Source organism: Sulfitobacter sp. HI0027 (genome assembly GCF_001634775.1).
Lineage (GTDB): Bacteria > Pseudomonadota > Alphaproteobacteria > Rhodobacterales > Rhodobacteraceae > Sulfitobacter.
Genome location: NZ_LWER01000437.1, coordinates 57,680 through 77,073, shown reverse-complemented (window position 1 = coordinate 77,073; position 19,394 = coordinate 57,680). Strand labels below are relative to the sequence as shown.

Here is a 19,394-nt window from a genome sequence, read left to right as displayed (position 1 = left end):
TCGGGGGCAGGGGGGGGCAGTCGCTCTGCGCGGTTTTGGTCGTCCTGCTGTCGGCCTGCGCGCCGCGCCCGGGCGGAGAGACTTTGACCGTCGTGCCGGCAGACGGCTCCGCGCGGTCTTTGGCTATCACCGTGGCCTCTACCCGGGGCCGCGACGCGCAGTCGGGGCATTATACCGATGCCCGCGCCCGTGGGCTCAATTATGAGCGGTTTACCATCGCCATCCCGCCAAATCATGAGGCCAGCAAGATCGAATGGCCTGACGAAGACCCCGACCCGAGCCGCAGCTTTGCGGTGACGGCGCGTGATCCCCTGCGCGAACCAGATATCCGCCGATCAGGGCGGGCGCGACAGGATGTGATGGTCTTTGTCCATGGCTACAACCAGACCTTTCCGGAATCGCTGTTCCGTTTGGCGCAGGTGGCGGCAGACGGGCATCTGCCCGAACAGCCGATCCTGTTTGCTTGGCCCTCTGCCGGAACCGTGGTGGGCTATGTCGCCGACAAAGACGCTGCGGCCTATTCCCGCGATGAACTGGTCGCCATGCTCGGCACCCTCGCTGCTGATCCCGATGTGGGGGAGATCACGCTTTTCGGTCACAGCATGGGCGGCTGGCTGGTGGCCGAGGCGCTGCGGCAATTGCGCCTGTCGGGGCAAGATGAGGTGATCGCACGGCTGAGCGATGTCGTGCTCGCGGCACCCGACATTGACGTGGATGTCTTTCGCAAACAGATTGAGGTGATCGGGCCACTTGATCCACCAATGGCCATCCTCGTGGCGCCGGATGATCGGGCGCTGCGCATCTCGGCGGGTCTTGCCGGGGCACGGCCTCGGATCGGGCGGACCAACGCCAGCACGCCTGCGGTGCAGGCGCTGGCCAAACGCTATGGTGTTTTGCTGGTCGATATCTCGGCCATTGGCGCGGTGGATGGTACCCATCACAACCGCTTTGCGTCTCTCGTGCAGTTGATGCCGGAAGGGGGCGATAGGCTGGCGGAGGCCCGGGCACAGGTCGGTGCCTTCATCCTTGATCCCGTCTCGGCCACGCTGGTCGCGCTGTCGCGCTAAGGCGGGCGGCTTGCACTTGGCCCGCGCCGCGCAGTATGGGGGCGCGAGCAAGCATTGACCGATTTTTCCAGCCCGAGCGGAGCCAGCCCCATGACCATCACCCATCTCGTCACCCATTCGGGCGGCTTTCACGCGGATGAGCTTTTGTCCTCCGTCATTCTGACGCGGCTCTACCCGGATGCGACGCTGCTGCGCAGCCGTGACGTCCAGTGGATCACGCCGGGCGCGGGGCGGATCATCTATGACGTAGGCCGCGATTATGACGCCGAGGCGTCGATCTTTGACCACCACCAGCGCCCCGGCCCGCTGCGCGAAGATGGCCAGCCTTTCAGCTCTTTCGGGCTGATTTGGCAGCACTATGGCCGCGACTATCTGCGCAGCTTTGACCTGCCCGATGCGGACCTTGAGGATATTCACCGCAGCTTCGACCAAGGTTTCGTGCTGCCGGTTGACCTGATCGACAATGGCGCGCTTGAGCCGTCGGTGGCGGGGCCGCTGGCGGGCATGACCCTGCCAGTGTTGTTGGAGACACTGAAACCGGTTTTCGATGAACGGGGCGAGGATGCCGACGACCGGGCTTTCATGGCCGCTTTGCCAGTTGCCCGCGCCTTTGTCGAAGCCGCGATCAAAGGCAAAGCCGCCAAACGCCGGGCCGAGTCGATGGTGATGCAGGCCATTGAGGCGGCAGGCAGCGGGCGCGTGCTGGAGCTGCCGACGGGCATGCCCTTCCGCTCGGCGGTGGAAAAGGCCGGAGCGGATCATCTGCTTTTCGTCGTGCACCCGCGCGGGGACGATTGGGCTTTGACCACGATCCGCAAAAGCGGCGATAGTTTCGAGGCCCGCGCCGATCTGCCCGAGGCTTGGGCCGGGCTAACGGATGCCGAATTGGAGGCTGCAAGCGGCGTGCCGGGGGCAAAATTCTGCCACAACGCGCGCTTCATCGCCGTGGCGGCAACCCGAGAGGCAGCGCTGCGCATGGCCGAATTGGCGGTCGCGGAAGCCAGCTAAGGCCGAGGCCCCAAAGGGCCCCGGAAGGGGTCACATATAGGCGTCGGAGGTCAGGAAAAACATCGTTTCGCTGACCTGTATCTCATGGGCGAAAGTCCATGTCGGCGCGTGGCGCTGGTAGCGGTCGGAGGCCATGAGCGCGCGAAAGCCCTCTGCGGTCCCCGGCCCCCATGCGCCGTCGATGGCCCCCGTGTAATAGCCTTCGTGTTTGAGGCTGTCTTGCACCATACGGCGCGCGCCCAGATCGCGGCTCTGGAATAGGGCCTGCACCTCGGCAAGGGTCACCCCCGCCGATTGCGCGTAGAGCGGGCTGACACGGAATGACGCAGCACCGATAGCGGCGGCGGTGAAAAAACCTCTTCGCTTCATCGTAATTCCTCTCAAACTATACCGAAGCCGAAATACAAACTCATCGGCCTCGGCGCCCCTCCCCGGGGCGGCATATACAATGCGGTTTTGATGGAATCGAATTGCGGTTTTTTCTTGTCCGATATTCGCTATTTAGGGGAATTTTCGGAAATAGTTCCCGTAAATGGGTAGACCCGCTAGCGCTGATCGTCGAGCCAGATCGACAGGAAACCTTCGGCTTGGGCAGCCGTTTCGGCTTCTTGCAAAGCCTGCTTGCGGGCCTCGGCGCGGCGGTTGCGGATCAGGTCAATGCGCTTGGCCTCGGCGAAGAGCCCGTTCAGCCTGTCGTGGATGCCCGCGCTATCGGCGCGCAGCCGCTCGGCCTCGGCCTCTTTGCGGTGGATCGTTTCCGAGACGTTGCGGATGAAGGCCGAGACCACGCGCGTCGATTCCACGGCATCGGGGTCGCCACGGTCATTGAGCTGCTCCATCAGGCTGTGGCGTTCGTTTTCGATCTGGGTCAGGGCGCGGTTCACCTCGGCCATCTCCAGCGCCACATTCTCCATCTCAAAGCGTTTGAGCCGTGAGAGTACAGCCAGCCCGTCGCCGCGACGCGGTTTCACGGCTTTGCGCCCTGCGACAGGACAATGAGCCGCTCGCGCATCCGCTCCAGCACCTCAGGATCAAGCAGCGGTAGCCCCGCCATCGGGGGAACATGGCCGATTACCCCGTGCCGACGCATGGAATTGGGCAGGCGGGCTTCCGCTTCGGCGGCCTTGTCGACCTTTTCTGCGTCTTTTTCGTCGTCCGTGCTGGCGGCCAGTCCCGGCCCGGCAAGAAGCGCGACGAGCGCGATCAGGGGCAGGGGCAGGGCGCGCATCATACCGCGGGCAGTTCGCGCTGCGAGGCCTCCACGGCGGAGAAGTTCGGCTGTTTCGTCGTGGGGATGTTGCCGCGGCCCAGCTCGATGCAGATGCCGGGGGGGTGGCCCGCCACGATGGCCACGATCACGTCGCGGATCACGGTATATATCGCGCCGTCTTCCTCTTCGATCTGCTCCAACCGGCCCGCGATGGGCTGCACCATGCAGTAGGCAAGGAAGACCCCGAGGAAGGTGCCCACCAAGGCCCCGCCGATCATTGCGCCAAGGATCTCTGGCGGCTTGTCGATTGAGGACATGGTTTTGATCACCCCCAGCACCGCCGCGACGATGCCGATGGCGGGCAGCCCGTCGGCCATGCTCTGGATCGCGCTGGCAGAGACGAGTGATTCATGGTGGTGCTTCTTGATCTTGCGGTTCAACACGTCTTCCATTTGAAAACGGTCGTCGAATTGCATCGACATCATGCGGAAGCTGTCGGCGATGAGGTCGGTCAGAAAATGGTCTTTCATCAGCTTGGGGTAGCGTTGAAAGATCGGGCTGGCTTCGGGGTTTTCGATATGCTCGTCCATCGCGACGATGCCCTTGGTCTTATAAAGACGCGCCAGTTCGAACATCAGCGCCAGCAGATCGTTGTAATCCGCCGCCTTCCAACGCGGCCCCTTGACCACGCGCATCACCCCGACCAGCGATGACTTCACCACCGAGAAGGAGTTGGCGATCACGAAGGCCCCGAGAGAGGCGCCGCCGATCATCATGCCTTCATAGGGAAGGGCGTACAGGACGATGTCCATATTGCCCCCCGACAGCATGAAGCCGCCAAAGACCAGACCGAAGACCATTACAAGACCAAGCAAGAGTGTCATTGCTGCACACGCCTCCAAAAAGAAACTATTCTTACTTTATCCTTGAGCGAATGGGTCTATACAAGTATTATCTAGGAAAGAACTTGGGTTTCTATGATGAATAGTGGTTTTTCGGTCAAAGAAGAGTTGAGGAATGATGTCGACGCTCTGCAAGAGCCCGACGCCTTCGCCTATTTCGTCGATCCCTCCGAGCTTTCGGTGCTTGTGCAGGGCTGGCCCGAGGAGATGCGGCTGCTGCTTTGCATGGATGCGGGTGGCCTTTGTGAGTTCGTGGTCTTTCACAATGACGAAGAGCACGCGGTTTTCGACCGGGTTGCGGATATCCTTGATCGTCCCGTGGGCAGCTTTGCCGTCAGCCCCGAAGTTGAGGGGCATCCCTGCCGCAGGTTGTTGTTTTCTGAGGAAAACGCGCTGTTGAAGGCAATTCAGGAAAGCAAAACCCTGGAAGAGACCGCGGCGGATTACCTGATCAACTACAACTTCGCCCGCGAAGAGGGCTTGGATTTCGACGAGTTGATGCGCCAGCGCCCTGAATTGGAGCAGTTCCAGCGCGTCAGCACCAACAAGATCTTTCCCATCGGCACCCGCAAGCGCCGCAAGCTGCGCACGGGCCCGCCCGAAGGTTATATGCCCTCCGCCGAGGTGCAGCCGGGTGAGTGTTTCTATGTGCGCCTTGAAATGTGGCTCGCCGGGGGGCGGATGCGAATCGCGGCCAGCCCGGAAAAGCCGCTGCCCATGGTGCCGACCTTGGTGCGTGACATTGCGTTTCGTGACGATTTTGCATCAGTCTATATCCCCCGCGATACGCTCGCGGCGGAGTGGCGGCCCAAGGATAACATGGTGATCGACATCCCGGCCGAGCTTTTCCCCGCCGGGTTCAGCGACAGTTGTGAGCGGCGCGAAGTGAAGGTCGCAGTCATGCCCCGGGGTATCTTTGTCGAATTCGGCACACCGATTGACGTGCCCCCGGCACCCGAGCCTGAGTTGCTTGACCCTGCGACGTTGACGCCGCAGCCGCCCGCACCACGCAAGAGCCTGTGGAAGTCGCTGCATATCCCGCTGATCGCGGTGGCAGGGCTGGGGGTGACCGGTCTGTTCAGCACGATCATCGCGCAGACGACGGGGAATGACGCGGTTTCTGATCCGTCCCCGAAGAGCGCGATTTTCAAAACCGTCGCCCAGATGGAGCCGTGATGCATTCTGCACAATATGGCGGAAAAGTGCTTGCCAATGCTTGCGCGGGTTCCAAATACAATTCGAATCGTGATAAGAATAAACGGCAAAGAATTATTTATCTTTGCTGCGTCCCTTGCGAAGCGCTTCTTAAATGCTTCGCGAACCTTGCAGAAGGCAAGATTAACTTAACAAGGAAGTTGCTTCATGCCTAATGTACCCCCCAAGCAGAATCTAAGCGATACCGCGATTGCGACCATCGTTTCGGGTTTCGCCAGCCGCAGCGACGTGACAATCGACGATATCTTGACCTTGGTCGAGCGTCTGCGTGCCACCCCGGCTGACGCCCCTGCCACCGCATTGGCCAACATCCCCGCCGCCGCCGCGCCCATCGCGCCCAAGGCCCAAGGCATGACTGCCGCGCCGGGTGAGCAACCGATGACCGATGACACGATCTTTTGCCTGTGCTGCGGCAAGGGGTTCAAAATGCTCAAGCGTCACCTCGGGGCCGAACATGGGCTGACCGAAGCGGAATACCGCGTGATGTTCAGCCTGCCCGCCGACGCGCCGCTGGTCGCACCGAGCTATTCCAAGCGCAAGGCCGAATACGCGAAACGCGCCGGGTTGGGCAAGTACAGCCGCGACAAGTCGGACAACAACGCAGAGCTTTCCTGATCTGGCCCCGGGCCCGATCTTGCGTAGTCGGGAGGCCGTGTGATGGCTGACAAAAAGAACGCGATGATCATCATCAAGCGCTACGACGCGGAGGGCGGCCATGCCCACCACGGCGGCGGTTGGAAGGTGGCCTATGCAGACTTCATGACCGCTATGATGGCGTTTTTCCTGCTGCTGTGGATTCTCGCTGCCTCGGATGAGGAAAAGCTGCGCGGCCTGGCCAATTACTTTACCCCCACGGTGTCGGACGGCGGGTCCTCTTCAGATGCCGCGGCGGACCTGCGTCCACTGATGGCCGCCGGGGTGATGACCGGCGCGGTCGACAACACCGGCAATGTGCAAAAGCCGACCTTTGGCCGGGACAACCCGATGATGGTTTTCGACAGCCGGCTGCGCGACAAACCGGCGGCAGTGGTCGTGGAATATGCCGAAGCGCCCGAGCCCGCAGCAGCCGCCGATCCCGCCACATTGGCCGCGATTGAGGAATCCGAGCGCCGCCAGTCCGAGATCGACCGCATGGCCGAAGATATCGCCGAGCGGATCACCTCGGACAGCACGCTGAATGGTCTGGCGCGCAATGTCCGGTTGGAGAAATCGAACGGGGCGCTGACGGTTCAGGTGCTGGATCAGGACGAACGGTCGCTCTTTGCACGGGGCAGTGCTGATGTGACGCCCAAGACCCGCAAATTGCTGCTGGCGATTGGTGATGTGATTGCCGATCAGAACCAGCCGGTTGAGATCGTGGGCCATACCGATGCCGCCGCCTTTGGCGCGAACAACGGCTACACGAATTGGGAATTGTCGGCGGATCGTGCCAACGCCACGCGCCGCACGCTGATGGCCGCGGGCATCGCTGGCGCGCGGTTCATGCGGGTTTCCGGTGTGGCCGACACACAACCGATCAACACAATCGATCCCTTGGCCTCGGAAAATCGCCGCATCTCGATTCGCTTGGTGTACCAGGCCGAGTAGCCCTTGTTTTCAAGGCTCTATCGGCACGGTTGCGCGTAATTCAAGCCTCGGCAAAAGTGCGACATCCCTGCCGCTGATTCCCAAAAATAATTTCCGGTCTTGAAAAATTGTTGACGGTCAAGGTCTTGCGATCTAGACCTAAAGCAATAAACGAGCACCGGGCACCTAAAAAACTTTTAAAAAACGCCCGGATAAACCATGGACAGAACGTCCTGAACGAGGCGGAAATGCAGGTAAACTCACTTATAGGTGGCATCTGGAAGGGTGCCTGCCACATGGATTCATCGGCCGATGGCCGTCATTTCTACATGCTGATCCGGGCGCTGATTCCGGTTCAAGCTTCGGTCTTCGAGATGCAGGATTGGGCCGGTCACCCGGTGGCAATGCCAGATTGCATCGAACCGATCCCGGGCATTTGCCTTGGCGATATCCTTGCCGAAGAACTCGACGCCGATGTGCCTTATGGCTCGCTCGTCGTCATTCGCAAAAGCGACAATTTCACAAATATCTCCCAAGCCGCCGGTGCGCTGGTGGGCGAAGTCTTGATCGGGATCATCGGGCGCGGACTGTTCCCGATGATGGACGAAGACAGCGTTCTACACGCATTGGGTCAGGCATATCATCACGCGGCAGAGGCGGATGAGCTGCTCAAGCTGGGGCTTGAGCCTGCGGCCTTCCGCATGGGGTTGAGCGCGGTTCTGGGGCAGTACTGGGGCCGTCCGGTCGACAGTCACTCGGTCTTTGCAGCACAGCCCGCCGAGAGCGCCCAGATTTCGCTGCGGGCCCTGACCGGTACGGAGACTCCCGTGACCCTCAATCAGTGGACTTTGCGGTTGAAAGCCCTTGTTGAAGGCCGCAGCGCGCGCCGCGCCTTCGAAGATCAGCGCGGAAACGTGCGGATCTCCTGATCCCAAAAGGGCCTTCGGATTCCCATGCGGAGGCCCAAGTTGGAGGACGTGAAATGATTGCTCAGCTTCAGGCAGCACCTGCGGTGCAGACAGCCGCAGGTCTCGGGCAGCCGCCCCAAAAAGGGGCGGTCGAAGGCTTTGCCACGTTGATGCAGGGCATGGCGGGCCAAGAGGCCACGCCAGAGCCGCAAGTTCAGGCCATGCAAACCCCCTTGCCGGAAACAGACACCACCGAGGATGCGCTGCCCGAGGGGATCGACCTTGAGACGGCAGAGGGGCTGATGGCCTTGATGGATCGCACCATCGCGGGGCTGGAGGAGACCAACAACCCGGTCACCCCAAAGGCCGCACTCGCCGCATTTGCCGAAGCCTTGGGCGCGGCGCCGCCCGACAGCGTCGGCGCGTTGGAAGCGGTGGCCCAGTTTGACGACCCCAGCCTTGAGGCCGCGCTGGAAGAAAAACTTGGCCGTGCCATGCGCATCCCGACGCCGGCCAGCCAGCTTAGCATCGCGTCGGCGGTGGTGCCGGTCGTCGGGCGGATCGCCATCGTTAAGGGGCAGGCCTTAGGGATGTCCGAAGGGGCAGCGCCGGCTTTGCAAATTGATGGTATCGTCGGTCAAGTCACCGCCAAGCCGGTATCCTCGGGCGACACGTCGGTCCTGCGGTTGACGCCCACTCCGACTACAGAAATGGGCGCCGCGGGCGCTGCGTCCGCCGCGCCCGTTGCGGCTGCCGAGGCCAGTACAATTTCCGCCGCGCAGGTGGACTTGAGCGCGGAAGCCGCAGATCCCCGCATCACCGCCGCCGCCGACCGGTTCAGCGCCTCTGTCGATGCCGCCAAGGCGCCCCAGCCCGGCACGAGCGCCCCGGCAGCCGAGGCCGCGCTGCGCGAAGTCGCCGCTTTGACCGCACCGCAAGCCCCGCAGAGTGAGGGGCTTCGCCTCAGCCCGCCGCAGCCGACACCCGCGCCCGCGCCGAACCCCGCCGCCTCGCCAGATGAGCAACTGCGCCAGCATGTCAGCCAGCAGATCCGCGGCCTCGACACTGCCGACAACAAGCTGCGCTTCTCGCTCTCGCCCTACGGCATGGGCGAGATCGAGATCGAAGTCGTGCGCAGCGAGACGGGCCGCATGCAGATCGCCATGACCACTGAAAGCGCCTCGGTGCTGAACATGTTGCGGCAAGACCGCGAACAACTGCTGGATGCGCTGCAGTCGCGCGGCATCAGCGCCGATAACGCCGACCTTGATTTCCAGACCTTCGACGACCGGGGCCGCAACGGCGGGCAGCAGCAGGGGCCAGAGTTCACCCAGAAAGCAGCGCAGGCCAATGACGCGCCGGGCAGTGACGCCCAGCCCTTGCCGCAACCCCCCAGCTCAAACTTGAGCGCCGGGCAGTTGGATATCCTCACCTGAAAGGCGAGACCATGATTGACGCGACCACAGCAAGCACCCTGAGCACCGCCAACACCTCGGCGGCGGCGACCTCTTCGGCTGAGCTTCAGGAGAGCTACAACAGCTTTCTCACTCTGCTGACGGCGCAGATTTCGAACCAAGACCCGCTAAACCCGGTGGATTCGACGCAGTTCGTTTCGCAATTGGCGCAATTGACTCAAGTCGAGCAAAGCATCGCGACCAACGCGAGCCTTGAGCAGATCAGCACGATGCTTTCCACCGTCGGCGCGATGTCGGACCTGCAATTGATCGGGCGCGACGTGCTTGTCCCCTCGACCCAAGTGCGCATGACCGAAGATGAATTCCCGCTGAGCTATCAACTCAATGCCGGGGCGGAGGATGTGACTGTCCGCATCTATTCCCAAGACGGCAGCCTGATCCGCGAGATGCCCGGCCCCTCTACCGCAGAGGGAGAGGTGATCGACGTGGATTGGAACCGCCTCGATTCAGTGGGCCTGCCGGTGCCGCCCGATACTTTCCGGGTTGAGATCACGGCGACGGATGCCGCTGGCAATGACGTGGGGGTGACCCCGTTGACCCGGTCCGAGGTGACGCGGGTGAACTTCACCGCCCTAGGGCCGGAGTTGGAGTTAGATAACGGGGAATCCGTGCTGTCGAACGTGGTGCGTTCGGTTCTGTAAACCTTCGGCGCGGCGCGGGTCAGAGCCGCGCTACATCCTGTTTGTAGAGCGATACGAACATCACATCGTCGACGCCCTTATGCTCTTTGCTGATCAGATCGCGCAGCAGCCGCGAGAGGGCTTCGCTGTCAATCGCCACCCCGCGCAGCACAGCGCTTTCGGCGGCGAGGTTCATCGCCTGCAAAAGGGAATCGCGCATCCGCGTCGCATCCTCGACCCGGCGGTAGCGTTCGGCCAATTCCAGTGTTCCCATCTTCAGCGCGAAATCCGCCACGATATAAGAGACGCTGTTGGTCTTCTCCACCGGGATCGTCATCTGACCAAGCCGCACCACGGTGCGGTCCTTGGCCAGTTCATAGCTGTCCATCGGCGCTTGGGCCTCATCCTTGGCGGATGCCTCGCCATGGGCGTCTTTCTCGGGGGTATGGGCTGCGTCTTTTGCCGCCTCATCCGCGCCATGGGGGGCGTTTTCATCGATCTCTGTTCCCGCCGCTTCGGCTGGGGCAGGGGCAAGGGCTAGACCGGCGCCATAGCCTGCACCCATGCAAAGCAAGGGGAGTGCTACGAATGCGATTGCTGCCTTTTTCATGTTCGACCTTTCCTGAGCTTTCGTCAGGTTTAACGGTCGATTGCGACGGCAATGGTCTCACTTTGTGACCAAGTCGCGAATTAATAGGGCAGGATCACATCCATCGCATCTTCACCGTAACTGCGCTCTTGGGCGCGCGAAAGCGTGCCGCGACCGCCATAGGCGATGCGAGCTTCGGCGATCTTGTCATAAGAGATGGTGTTGTCATCCCGGATGTCGGCAGGGCGCACGATCCCGGCCATGCGCAGCTCCCGCAGCTCTTGATTGACCATGATTTCTTGGCGTCCCGCGACCACGAGCGTGCCGTTGGGCAATTTGTCGATGACCAAGGCGGCCACTTTAAGCTCGATCTGTTCGTTGCGCGAAATGGCGCCGGAGCCGCTTGCCTCGGAGGCCGAGCCGATCTCGACGACATCGCCGCTCGGGAGGTCGGCTGCGCTGATTCCGGGCAGAATTGCGGCAATTTTCGCGCCATAGCCAAAGAATGTCGGGAAACCGATGGAGCTTGCGCCCTCGCGTTCGCGGTCGGTGGAGTTGCGCAATTGCGCGCGGTCGTCGATTGAGATCACGACCGTGACGATATCACCGATATCATCGGCGCGCTGGTCCGCAAACAACGCTTCGCTGCGGGCCGAGAAGAGCGAGGCTTTGGCGCTGCCGAGGCGCGGCGGTTCCATCGCGACGGCGGGCATCGGCACTTGAACGCGGGCCACTTCAGGGATGGTTTGCCCATCCACCACGATCGGCGAGGGCTGCGGATCGCGGTCGAAGTGATCTGCGGTATCACAGGCGGTCAGGGCAAGGGCCGCGCCCAACATCAAGACAGAGGGGCGCGCGAAAGCGGTGGTCATCGAATGATCTCCACGGTCCCTTCGCCGGTGGCGATGCCGGTGACCGTTTTGTTGCTGACAAGGTTCACGATACGGATTTCCTGCCCCTCATGCGCATCATCAAGTGCGCGCCCCGGAGAGGAGAGGGCCAGAAGCCCGTCGCTGAAATAGATATCCACCCGCTCGCCCCGGTTGATGACCAAGGGCTGGATGATGGACTGGATCTGGATCGGGCGGCCCGGCGTCAGGACGCGGCGGACCTGTTTGCCGATGACCTCTTCCATATCCGTCATCACATAGGTGCCGATGCGTCCCACGGGCAGGCGCATGACGGTCAGGTCGTCTTCCATGATGATGTCATCGGGCAGCAGGCGCGTGACGGGGACAGGGACCGGCATGGTCACAAGGGCATAGCCGCCGATGCGCTGTACCTCGCCCGTCTCAAGCACCGCATTGGCCAGAAACTTGCCGCTGCGCGGGTCCATCCAAAACTCTGCCAGCGTCAACACGGCGTCAGCCGGGGCGTCCTTGACCGTGATCTCAAACTCGCCGTCTTGCGGCAGGCTGTCGGCGTAATCCGTGCGCGCGCGTTCCTCGACCAACACGCCGATGGGGGCCGAGAGGGCATGGCCCGTCAGCACCATCAGGCCAAGGAAGAGGGCGGCGAGCCGTTTCATTAGCGGATTTGGTTCGCAGCCGAGAGCATCTGGTCTGCGGTCTCGATTGATTTGGAGTTCATCTCATAGGCGCGCTGCGCCGAGATCAGATCGGTAATCTGTTGGATGACATTCACGTTGGACGCCTCAAGATAGCCCTGACGGATCATCCCCGCGCCCGGATCACCGGGGTTCACCACTTGCGCTTCGCCGGAGGCTTCGGTTGCCAGCAGGAAGTTGTTGCCCACCGGGCGCATCCCCGGCTCGTTGACAAAGGTGGTGAGGGTGAACTGGCCCAGCTCCACCGGCACGGGATCGTTTTCGACATAGGCCATCACGACGCCCTGTTCGTTGATTTCGACCGCTGTGGTGTTTTCGGGCACGACCATGCCCGGCTCGACGCGGTAGCCCTGCATCGTGACGATCTCCCCCTCGGGGGAGAGTTGGAACGACCCGTCGCGGGTATAAGCGGTGCCGCCATCGGGCAGCGTGACCGAGAAATACCCACGCCCGTCGATGGCGACGTTAAGCTGGTTCTCGGTGGCGACCATGCCGCCTTGCGTATTCAACCGCACGGTGCCTGCGGTCTGCACGCCCATGCCGATGTCGATGCCCACGGGGCGGGTCGATCCGGCCTCGGAAGTGACGGCGCCCTCGCGCTGCATCGATTGATAGATCAGATCCTGAAAGGCGGCGCGGCTGGCTTTGAACCCGGTGGTGTTCGCGTTGGCGATGTTGTTCGAGATCACATCGACATTGGTCTGCTGCGCCATCATGCCGGTTGCGGCGATGCTAAGTGCCTTCATTGTCTCGTTCCTTCCGTTTTACGGATGCCGGGTCAGACCGCCTGCGCGATCCGTTTGAGCGAGTCGCGGCGCAGGTCGTCCGCATTGCCCATCATGGTATTGGTGCGCTCATAGGCGCGTTGCACGTCGATCAGGCGGGTCATCTCGCGCACCGGGTTGACGTTGCTAAGCTCCAGCGTGCCTTGGCGCACCTGCACGGCTTCGGCCACGGCGGGATTGGCGGCGCCCTCTGGCGCGACCAACATGCCGCCGCCAAGTCGCTTGTAGCTTTGGATTTCGGGGATATTAAAAACGCCGATACGGCCCAGCGGGCCGGTCTCGCTGCCCGAAATTGTGCCGTCTTCAGAAATGTTGATGTCGCCCAGTCCTGCGGGTGGCAGTTGGATCGGTGCACCGCCCGCGTCGAGCACTTTGGCCCCCGACAACAGGGTCAGATTGCCCTCTGGGTCGAGGACAAAGCTGCCATCGCGGCCAAAGGCCTGCTGCCCGTCGGCGGTTTGATAGCTGAACCACCCCTCGCCATGCAGCGCCACGTCCAGCGGGTTGCCGGTCTGCGACAACGCGCCGGGGCGGGTGTCGATGTAAGAGCCCGTGTCGCTGACGAAAGCCGCCTGATCGTCGCCAAGCGCGGTGTTGTCCTGCAACAGCGCTTCGAACACCACATGTTCGCCCTTGTAGCCTGCGGTACTGGCGTTGGCGATGTTGTTGGCGGTGATGTCGAGTTGGCGCTGAAGGGAAGTCGCCAGCGACATGCTGATATGGCTGGTTTCCGTCATGGCGGGCCTCAGTTTGGGCAAGGATGGCGTGACTTTATTGAAGGTCAGTGTGAAATAAAGAATGGATCTTTACAAGAATAAAGTGCATCTATTCATAGAATGAAGCATCTGCACAACATTGTTCTTGGTCTCTCTTTGATCTTGGCCGCGCCTGTGGCGGGGGAGGAAGGGTCTGTCTTTGCGCCTCTGTCCTTGGTGGAACATGGGCAAGAGGATTTCCTTGCCGCACGTGAAGCGCTGATGATGCAGCTTTTCGCCGCGACCGATCCGGATGCCCCTCAGCGGGCCGCGGCGCTGCTGGACCTTTCGGAATTGCACCTTGCATGGATGATGCGCCCTGAGGCGGCAGGCTTTCTGGCGGCACTCGACGCCGAGACCCTCAAAGGTGACGCAGCGCGGCGGCATCGAACATTGAACCTCGCCCTTGCTTTGTTGGAAGAGGACGCGGGCGCGGGCGGAGATTTGGGGCAGGCGGTGTCTTGGTCCGTCGGGTGGAGCGAGGGGCAGGCCCTGCGGGCAGCGGCCTTTGCCCGGCTGGGGGCGGCGGAGGAGGCGGCGCGTTTGATGCCGCGCACGTTGGAGAGCCTCGGCGCCCTGTCACCCGCGATCCAAGCCGCGGTCCTGCCGGACCTGCTTGAGGCGGCTTTGGAGGCCGAGAATTGGGATGTGGCGCAGGCACTGGCCGCGCAGTTTCCCAAACATGCAGAGTTGCGCGATGGCCCCGCCTATCGCTACCTGCTGGCCCGCGCGTCAGAAGTGTCGGGCGATCTTTTGATGGCCTTTGAGGGGTATGTCCAAGCCGCGCAGGGCCGCGATCTCTATGCGCAACGGGCGCGGCTCGCGCTGGTTCGGATGGGGCGAGAAACCGAGACTTTGCCGGGGAAAGATGCGCTGTCGCTGCTCAAAACCGCCCGCTGGATGTGGAGCGGGGATGACCTTGGTCGCGAGGGCGCGGTGCTGCTGGCCGAGGTCGCGACAGAGCAGGGCGATACCGATACCGCCCTTTGGGCCTTGCACAATTTGCTGCGCAGCGCCCCTGATGATGAGGCCGACGCGCTACGCGCGCAGGCGCGGGACATCTATGGCGCATTCTACGCCGCGGGCGCTGCAGGTGAGCTCGATCTGGGGCCGTTCCTTGAGGGGCACGCCCGCATCAGCGCCCGCTGGCGCTTCGATCCGGGTTTTGTGGAACATGCCGTCGCCGTGCCGCAGCGCTTGCTGGATACGGGTATGACAGCCCTTGCCGCGCGGGAATTTCGCGCTCTGCGTGAGATGGCTGAGACTTTGGAAGGGGTCGGGGCGAATGCCCCGGACGCAGCCCTTTTGGCCGATCTGCGCCGCGGCGAGGCCCGTGCGCTTTTGGTCGGCGGGCAGGCGGATGCGGCCGTAGATTTACTAAGCGGCTATGCCGACGATCAGGGGGCCGAGGCCGAAGCTCTTTTGGTCGAAGCCTTGGCACAGGCGGGCCGCACGGATGAGTTGGCCGCCCTGCGCCTGCGCGCCCAAGACATGGACCTGCGCCGCAGCCGTGCGGTGGCCCTATACGAGACCGGCAAATGGAGCGCGGCCCGGCAGGCCTTTCTTGAAATGTGGGAGGCCCATCCCCCGCAGTTCGCCTTTGCCGATGCCACGCGCCTGACCCTTGCCGCCTATCAGGCGGGCGACAGCGAGACCGTCGCCCGGGCCGCCGCGGCCTTTCCCGCGCTTGCCGAATTGCCCGGCTGGGCAGACCTCGCCACCGGGCTCGGCGCACAGCCCCGAGGGGAGGGACCGCTGGGATCAGACGTGATGCGGCTGAGCATGGAAAGCGCGGACCGTATCCTTGAAGCCGTGACCAAAGTGACGGATGTCAAGGAAAGTCAGTGACATAAATATCAAATTCAAATTTTATTCTTGCTTTGGTCATGAAGAATCGGCTTTCTCATGTATAGGTCAAGAATAACAAGAACGAGCAGGATCAAGTCATGAGCATTACAAGCGCCCTTCAGATCGGGGTCAGCGGGTTGCAGGCCAACTCCTCCCGCGTCCAAAACATCTCTAGCAATATCGCCAACGCCAATACGGTTGGCTATCGGCGGACCTTCTCGGAATTCGTGACGCAGAATACCGGGGCGACGCAGGCGGGGGTGCTCACGGATGTGCGGGCTGATATCTCGGCCAATGGAAACATCATGGGCACGGGTCGCTCAACGGATCTGGCGGTGCAGGGCGACGGCTTTTTCGTCGTGTCGCGCAACCCAAATGATCCTGTCGAATCCAACTACTACATGACCCGTGCGGGCTCCTTTACCCCGGATCAGGACGGCAACCTGCGCAACTCTGCGGGTTATTTTCTGTCGGGCTTTCCCACCGATGCAGCCGGGGCCACCGGCAGTGTCAGCAGCACCAGCTACAATGACCTCAGCACCGTGAATGTGGCCAGCTATCAGGTTCAAGGTACGCCCAGTGCGCGCGTCGGCGTGTCGGGCAATGTGCCTGCGCAAGAGACCGGGGCCGGCAGCACCGGCACGGCCTTCGAATCCACCCTGCGCTACGTCAATCAGCTGGGCGGCAGCGACGCGCTGACCCTGTCTTGGGCTCCGGGCACCACGGCCAATGAATGGACCGTCAGCATCAGCGATGAGGCAGGCAACAGCTATGGCGATGCGACGGTGAACTTCACCGACAGCGGCGTCAACGCGGGCAGCCCCGAGAGCTACACGCCCGGCACCCTGCCGATTGACCCCGCGACCGGTGTTGTGACGCTACAGATCAACAACGGCGGCACTCCACAACCGCTTGAGATCGATTTCGGCGCGCCCGGCACCTTTGAGGGGATGACCCAGTTCTCGGGTGATTACACGCCTCCGGCTTTTGCGGATGACGGCACTGAGACCGGCAGCCTCGAGCGGGCCGAGATGAGCGACAGCGGCATCCTTTACGGGGTTTTTGACAATGGTCAGCGCCGTGCGCTGTTCCAAGTGCCGCTTGCCAATGTTGCCAACCCCGACCAGATGCGCTCGGTCGATGGCAACGCCTATGTCGCCACCCGCGATTCCGGCGCAGTGAGCATCGGCAATCCGATGCTGAACGGTCTGGGCAGCATCAACAGCGGCGCGCTGGAAGGCTCCAACGTGGATATCGCCCAAGAGCTGACCGACCTGATCCAGACGCAGCGGGCCTATTCCTCCAGCGCCAAGATCATCACCACCAGCGACGAAATGCTGAGTGAAACGCTAAGTATCAAACGTTAACCCGGTGCATGAATGAGCATCTCATCCGCCTTTAGCATTGCCCGCAGCGGGCTGAGCACGACAGAGGGTCGCGCCAGCCTTGTTGCGGGCAATATCGCCAATGCGCAAACCGAAGGTTACGTCCGCCGTGAAGCGGCGCAGGTCTCCACCAACGGTCAAAGCGGAACGGTGGAGCTGCGCATCGCGCGGCAGGTGGATGAACGCCTTGCAGGCATGTCGCGGAATGCTTCGGCTGAACTGGGCCAAGCTTCTGCCACGAGCGAGATTCTCGGCAGTTACCTGATCACTTTGGGCGAGCCGGGTGATGAGGTTTCCCCCGCCGCCCGTTTGGCGGAGTTTCAGGCTGGTCTCGACCTTTTGGCCAATAACCCCTCCGATCCTGCGGCGCAGAACGACCTGCTGTCGCGGACCGAGACCTTGGTGCACAGCATCAACAAAGCCGCCATCGAGCTTGAAGCCAGCCGCGGACAGGCTGGCGATAGCCTTGTGTCGAGCGTGGCCGAGGTGAACGCGGCGCTTTCGGATATCGCCGCGTTGAACGAACGTCTGGCGCTTGCCGGGACCGATCCCACCGGCACCAGCGGGCTGATGGATGAGATGAACCGCCGCCTTGATGCATTGGGCACGCAGATGGATTTCCAAGGCCGATGGGAAGCGGATGGGACGCTGACGCTGCACACCACCGGCGGCACGGAACTGGTCCATGGAGAGACGGCCGTCAAGCTGAGCGCCAACCGCGATACCGGGCGGCTGATGGCCGGGAATGTCGACATCACGCCAAACAGCCCCACCGCGCGCGGGTCCGACAGCGGCCGCCTTGCGGGGCTGAGCGGGCTGATCGCCAATGACCTGCCGCAGATGAAACTGCAACTGGATGAACTCGCCCGCGGGCTGGTGCAGAGTTTTGAGGCCGCCGATTCCTCTGTTGGGGCCGGGCAGCCGGGGCTATTCACCGACGCGGGTGGCGCGTTTGACCCGGCGCAATTGGATGGGCTGGCCGGGCGGCTTTCGATCAACAACAGCGTTCAGCCCGACAAGGGCGGCGCGCTGTGGCGTCTACGCGATGGCGTTGGGGCCACAACCCCCGGAGAGCCGGGCGACACCACGCAATTGAACGCCTTCGTCGATGTCCTCGAAACGGGGATGACCTTCGACGCGGCGACCGGCCTTAGCACCAATGCGCGTCTGGGGGATTTCGCCGCTGATCTGGTCAGCCAGCAGAACGTCCTGCGGGTCAGCGCCGACGCGCAGGCCGAGACGGCCCGCGTGCGGCTTATCACCTTTGAGGACAACCGCAGCAGCATTGAAGGCGTCAACGTCGACACCGAATTGCAAAAGCTCTTGGAAATCGAACAGGCCTACGGCGCCAATTCGCAGGTGCTCAGCAGCCTGAGCGACATGCTCGATACCCTTTTGGCCAGCGTGTGAGGATAGAATGACCGAGATTTCCCGCACCGTCTCCACCGCCCTGCAAAGCCTGCGCCAGCGCGAGCAGACCAGCCGCCTCGCCGCCGAGATCTCGGATGTGTCGAAAGAGGTGACAACGGGGCTGAAGGCCAACCCCTATGACGATCTGGGCCACCGCTCTGCCGATGCCATCGCCATTCGGATGCAGATCACCCGCAACGATGGTTTCCTGACCTCCAATGCGCTTTTAGATCGTCGCTTTCTCGCCGTGGAAACCTCGCTTGGCGCCATGCGCGATGTCGGGCAAGAGGTGCTTGAACAGGCTTTCACCGCTGACAGCGCGGGCGGGCTTTCGACGAGCTACCTGTCTCAGGCGGCGCGCACGGCGCTTGACCGGGTGTTGGAACGAGCCGCGGTCAGCGACAGTTCCGGTTTCCTGATGTCCGGCACCCGCACTGACACGAACCCGCTTCAGGCATGGGACGAGATCAACCCGCGCACGGGGGAATCCCCGGCCATCGCAGTGGATCATATGATTGGCGGCCCCCTGACGGATATGGCCGATGTGCAGCGCGCCATCGACGATCTTAAGGCGGGGTTTGGCGATAGTTCAATGTTCCCAAACCATAATTTCGAGAACACCTTTTACAACGGCGCACCGACGGGCAACCCGCCCCTGACCTCACGCACCTCTGAAACCCAAACGCTGACCCAAGGCGCGCAGGCCAACGATCCGGCGATCCGCGATCTGATGCGCGGTCTGGCCATGCTGAGCGCGGTAAACCCCAGCGATATCCCTGATGAGGCCGCCCGTGATGCGTGGCTAACTGAGGCCCGCAGCGCCATCGGCGCCGGGCTCGAAGGGCTGACCGATCTGGAAACCCAGACCGGCCTGAAACGGGCGCAACTGGCCGATACGATCTCGGCTCAGGAAAGCCGGGCGCTGTTTCTCGACGCCGAAGTGATGAACCTCGAGGGCGTCGATCAATATGACGCAGCCACCCGTCTGACCCAATTGCAAAACCAGCTCGACTCCAGCTTTGCCGTCACCGCGCGCCTCTCGCGCCTGTCCTTTTTGAACTACCTTTAACCGGAACCGCCGCCC

At 62.4% G+C, this 19,394-nt stretch carries 21 protein-coding genes; 12 read left to right on the top strand and 9 right to left on the bottom strand.

Annotated elements, in window-relative coordinates:
• Positions 1–1,067: alpha/beta hydrolase (locus A3722_RS20245; protein ID WP_150120567.1), on the top strand; the 1,067-nt coding region annotated here is incomplete at its 5' end.
• A 90-nt stretch (positions 1,068–1,157) separates the two neighbouring features.
• On the top strand, positions 1,158–2,075 hold the full coding sequence (locus A3722_RS20240; protein ID WP_067629261.1) for an MYG1 family protein: 918 nt from the start codon (positions 1,158–1,160) through the stop codon (positions 2,073–2,075).
• 30 nt (positions 2,076–2,105) lie between these two features.
• On the opposite strand, the gene A3722_RS20235 is transcribed toward A3722_RS20240, so the two are convergent.
• From A3722_RS20235 to motA, 4 genes are all read right to left on the bottom strand, one after another.
• Positions 2,106–2,444 carry a peptidoglycan-binding domain-containing protein gene (locus A3722_RS20235; RefSeq protein ID WP_067629260.1) on the bottom strand — a complete coding sequence of 113 codons (339 nt, stop codon included), beginning with the start codon at positions 2,442–2,444 and terminating at the stop codon, positions 2,106–2,108.
• Positions 2,445–2,620: 176 nt separating this feature from the next.
• Positions 2,621–3,046 carry a hypothetical protein gene (locus tag A3722_RS20230; protein WP_067629259.1) on the bottom strand — a complete coding sequence of 142 codons (426 nt, stop codon included), beginning with the start codon at positions 3,044–3,046 and terminating at the stop codon, positions 2,621–2,623.
• A complete protein-coding gene (locus A3722_RS20225; protein WP_067629258.1) occupies positions 3,043–3,306 on the bottom strand; it encodes a hypothetical protein in 264 nt (87 codons plus the stop codon). Before A3722_RS20225 ends, A3722_RS20230 begins: the two co-directional genes overlap by 4 nt.
• A complete protein-coding gene (gene motA / locus A3722_RS20220) occupies positions 3,303–4,169 on the bottom strand; it encodes a flagellar motor stator protein MotA (protein WP_067629257.1) in 867 nt (288 codons plus the stop codon). The genes A3722_RS20225 and motA overlap by 4 nt, the downstream gene beginning before the upstream one ends.
• Positions 4,170–4,262: 93 nt before the next feature.
• Here motA and A3722_RS20215 point away from each other — a divergent pair, with 93 nt between their 5' ends.
• The 6 genes from A3722_RS20215 to A3722_RS20190 all read left to right on the top strand — a co-directional run bounded on the left by A3722_RS20215 (position 4,263) and on the right by A3722_RS20190 (position 9,992).
• Entirely contained in the window at positions 4,263–5,363 is a 1,101-nt protein-coding gene (locus A3722_RS20215; RefSeq protein WP_067629255.1) for a hypothetical protein, read from the top strand.
• A 186-nt stretch (positions 5,364–5,549) separates the two neighbouring features.
• Positions 5,550–6,017, top strand: a complete 468-nt coding sequence (locus A3722_RS20210; protein ID WP_067629253.1) for a MucR family transcriptional regulator — start codon at positions 5,550–5,552, stop codon at positions 6,015–6,017.
• Between the two features lie 42 nt (positions 6,018–6,059).
• On the top strand, positions 6,060–6,989 hold the full coding sequence (locus A3722_RS20205) for a flagellar motor protein MotB (protein WP_067629250.1): 930 nt from the start codon (positions 6,060–6,062) through the stop codon (positions 6,987–6,989).
• Between the two features lie 275 nt (positions 6,990–7,264).
• Positions 7,265–7,897: a hypothetical protein gene (locus A3722_RS20200; RefSeq protein ID WP_067629248.1), complete on the top strand. Its 633-nt coding sequence runs from the start codon at positions 7,265–7,267 to the stop codon at positions 7,895–7,897.
• 53 nt (positions 7,898–7,950) lie between these two features.
• Positions 7,951–9,312 (top strand): flagellar hook-length control protein FliK, encoded by a 1,362-nt coding sequence (locus A3722_RS20195; protein WP_067629246.1) that lies wholly within the window; start codon positions 7,951–7,953, stop codon positions 9,310–9,312.
• A gap of 11 nt (positions 9,313–9,323) precedes the next feature.
• Complete coding sequence (locus A3722_RS20190) at positions 9,324–9,992, top strand: flagellar hook assembly protein FlgD (protein ID WP_067629244.1); 669 nt, start codon at positions 9,324–9,326, stop codon at positions 9,990–9,992.
• Between the two features lie 19 nt (positions 9,993–10,011).
• Here the strand turns inward: A3722_RS20190 and A3722_RS20185 are convergent, their stop codons facing one another.
• The 5 genes from A3722_RS20185 to flgF form a co-directional block, all read right to left on the bottom strand.
• On the bottom strand, positions 10,012–10,581 hold the full coding sequence (locus tag A3722_RS20185; protein WP_067629242.1) for a hypothetical protein: 570 nt from the start codon (positions 10,579–10,581) through the stop codon (positions 10,012–10,014).
• Positions 10,582–10,661: 80 nt separating this feature from the next.
• Complete coding sequence (locus A3722_RS20180) at positions 10,662–11,432, bottom strand: flagellar basal body L-ring protein FlgH (RefSeq protein WP_067629240.1); 771 nt, start codon at positions 11,430–11,432, stop codon at positions 10,662–10,664.
• A complete protein-coding gene (gene flgA, locus A3722_RS20175; protein WP_067629238.1) occupies positions 11,429–12,088 on the bottom strand; it encodes a flagellar basal body P-ring formation chaperone FlgA in 660 nt (219 codons plus the stop codon). The genes A3722_RS20180 and flgA overlap by 4 nt, the downstream gene beginning before the upstream one ends.
• Positions 12,088–12,873, bottom strand: a complete 786-nt coding sequence (flgG, locus tag A3722_RS20170; protein ID WP_067629236.1) for a flagellar basal-body rod protein FlgG — start codon at positions 12,871–12,873, stop codon at positions 12,088–12,090. The genes flgA and flgG overlap by 1 nt, the downstream gene beginning before the upstream one ends.
• A 32-nt stretch (positions 12,874–12,905) precedes the next feature.
• Positions 12,906–13,649 carry a flagellar basal-body rod protein FlgF gene (gene flgF, locus A3722_RS20165; protein ID WP_067629234.1) on the bottom strand — a complete coding sequence of 248 codons (744 nt, stop codon included), beginning with the start codon at positions 13,647–13,649 and terminating at the stop codon, positions 12,906–12,908.
• Between the two features lie 99 nt (positions 13,650–13,748).
• Between flgF and A3722_RS20160 the strand changes: the two genes are divergently transcribed.
• The 4 genes from A3722_RS20160 (at position 13,749) to A3722_RS20145 (ending at position 19,379) form a co-directional block, all read left to right on the top strand.
• Positions 13,749–15,515 (top strand): hypothetical protein, encoded by a 1,767-nt coding sequence (locus A3722_RS20160; RefSeq protein WP_067629232.1) that lies wholly within the window; start codon positions 13,749–13,751, stop codon positions 15,513–15,515.
• Between the two features lie 98 nt (positions 15,516–15,613).
• Positions 15,614–16,882 (top strand): flagellar hook protein FlgE, encoded by a 1,269-nt coding sequence (locus A3722_RS20155; protein ID WP_067629230.1) that lies wholly within the window; start codon positions 15,614–15,616, stop codon positions 16,880–16,882.
• Positions 16,883–16,894: 12 nt separating this feature from the next.
• Positions 16,895–18,310 carry a flagellar hook-associated protein FlgK gene (gene flgK, locus A3722_RS20150; protein WP_067629228.1) on the top strand — a complete coding sequence of 472 codons (1,416 nt, stop codon included), beginning with the start codon at positions 16,895–16,897 and terminating at the stop codon, positions 18,308–18,310.
• A gap of 7 nt (positions 18,311–18,317) precedes the next feature.
• Positions 18,318–19,379, top strand: a complete 1,062-nt coding sequence (locus A3722_RS20145; RefSeq protein ID WP_067629226.1) for a flagellin — start codon at positions 18,318–18,320, stop codon at positions 19,377–19,379.
• The last annotated feature ends 15 nt before the right edge of the window (positions 19,380–19,394 follow it).

Excerpts from the sequence above, each read along its gene's own strand:
- flgG (WP_067629236.1), bottom strand. The coding sequence starts at position 12,873 with ATGAAGGCACTTAGCATCGCCGCAACCGGCATGATGGCGCAGCAGACC.
- flgK (WP_067629228.1), top strand. The coding sequence starts at position 16,895 with ATGAGCATCTCATCCGCCTTTAGCATTGCCCGCAGCGGGCTGAGCACG.
- A3722_RS20225 (WP_067629258.1), bottom strand. The coding sequence starts at position 3,306 with ATGATGCGCGCCCTGCCCCTGCCCCTGATCGCGCTCGTCGCGCTTCTT.
- A3722_RS20200 (WP_067629248.1), top strand. The coding sequence starts at position 7,265 with ATGGATTCATCGGCCGATGGCCGTCATTTCTACATGCTGATCCGGGCG.
- A3722_RS20155 (WP_067629230.1), top strand. The coding sequence starts at position 15,614 with ATGAGCATTACAAGCGCCCTTCAGATCGGGGTCAGCGGGTTGCAGGCC.
- A3722_RS20235 (WP_067629260.1), bottom strand. The coding sequence starts at position 2,444 with ATGAAGCGAAGAGGTTTTTTCACCGCCGCCGCTATCGGTGCTGCGTCA.
- A3722_RS20195 (WP_067629246.1), top strand. The coding sequence starts at position 7,951 with ATGATTGCTCAGCTTCAGGCAGCACCTGCGGTGCAGACAGCCGCAGGT.
- A3722_RS20210 (WP_067629253.1), top strand. The coding sequence starts at position 5,550 with ATGCCTAATGTACCCCCCAAGCAGAATCTAAGCGATACCGCGATTGCG.
- A3722_RS20190 (WP_067629244.1), top strand. The coding sequence starts at position 9,324 with ATGATTGACGCGACCACAGCAAGCACCCTGAGCACCGCCAACACCTCG.
- A3722_RS20160 (WP_067629232.1), top strand. The coding sequence starts at position 13,749 with ATGAAGCATCTGCACAACATTGTTCTTGGTCTCTCTTTGATCTTGGCC.
- flgF (WP_067629234.1), bottom strand. The coding sequence starts at position 13,649 with ATGACGGAAACCAGCCATATCAGCATGTCGCTGGCGACTTCCCTTCAG.
- A3722_RS20145 (WP_067629226.1), top strand. The coding sequence starts at position 18,318 with ATGACCGAGATTTCCCGCACCGTCTCCACCGCCCTGCAAAGCCTGCGC.
- motA (WP_067629257.1), bottom strand. The coding sequence starts at position 4,169 with ATGACACTCTTGCTTGGTCTTGTAATGGTCTTCGGTCTGGTCTTTGGC.
- A3722_RS20180 (WP_067629240.1), bottom strand. The coding sequence starts at position 11,432 with ATGACCACCGCTTTCGCGCGCCCCTCTGTCTTGATGTTGGGCGCGGCC.
- A3722_RS20215 (WP_067629255.1), top strand. The coding sequence starts at position 4,263 with ATGATGAATAGTGGTTTTTCGGTCAAAGAAGAGTTGAGGAATGATGTC.
- flgA (WP_067629238.1), bottom strand. The coding sequence starts at position 12,088 with ATGAAACGGCTCGCCGCCCTCTTCCTTGGCCTGATGGTGCTGACGGGC.
- A3722_RS20185 (WP_067629242.1), bottom strand. The coding sequence starts at position 10,581 with ATGAAAAAGGCAGCAATCGCATTCGTAGCACTCCCCTTGCTTTGCATG.
- A3722_RS20205 (WP_067629250.1), top strand. The coding sequence starts at position 6,060 with ATGGCTGACAAAAAGAACGCGATGATCATCATCAAGCGCTACGACGCG.
- A3722_RS20240 (WP_067629261.1), top strand. The coding sequence starts at position 1,158 with ATGACCATCACCCATCTCGTCACCCATTCGGGCGGCTTTCACGCGGAT.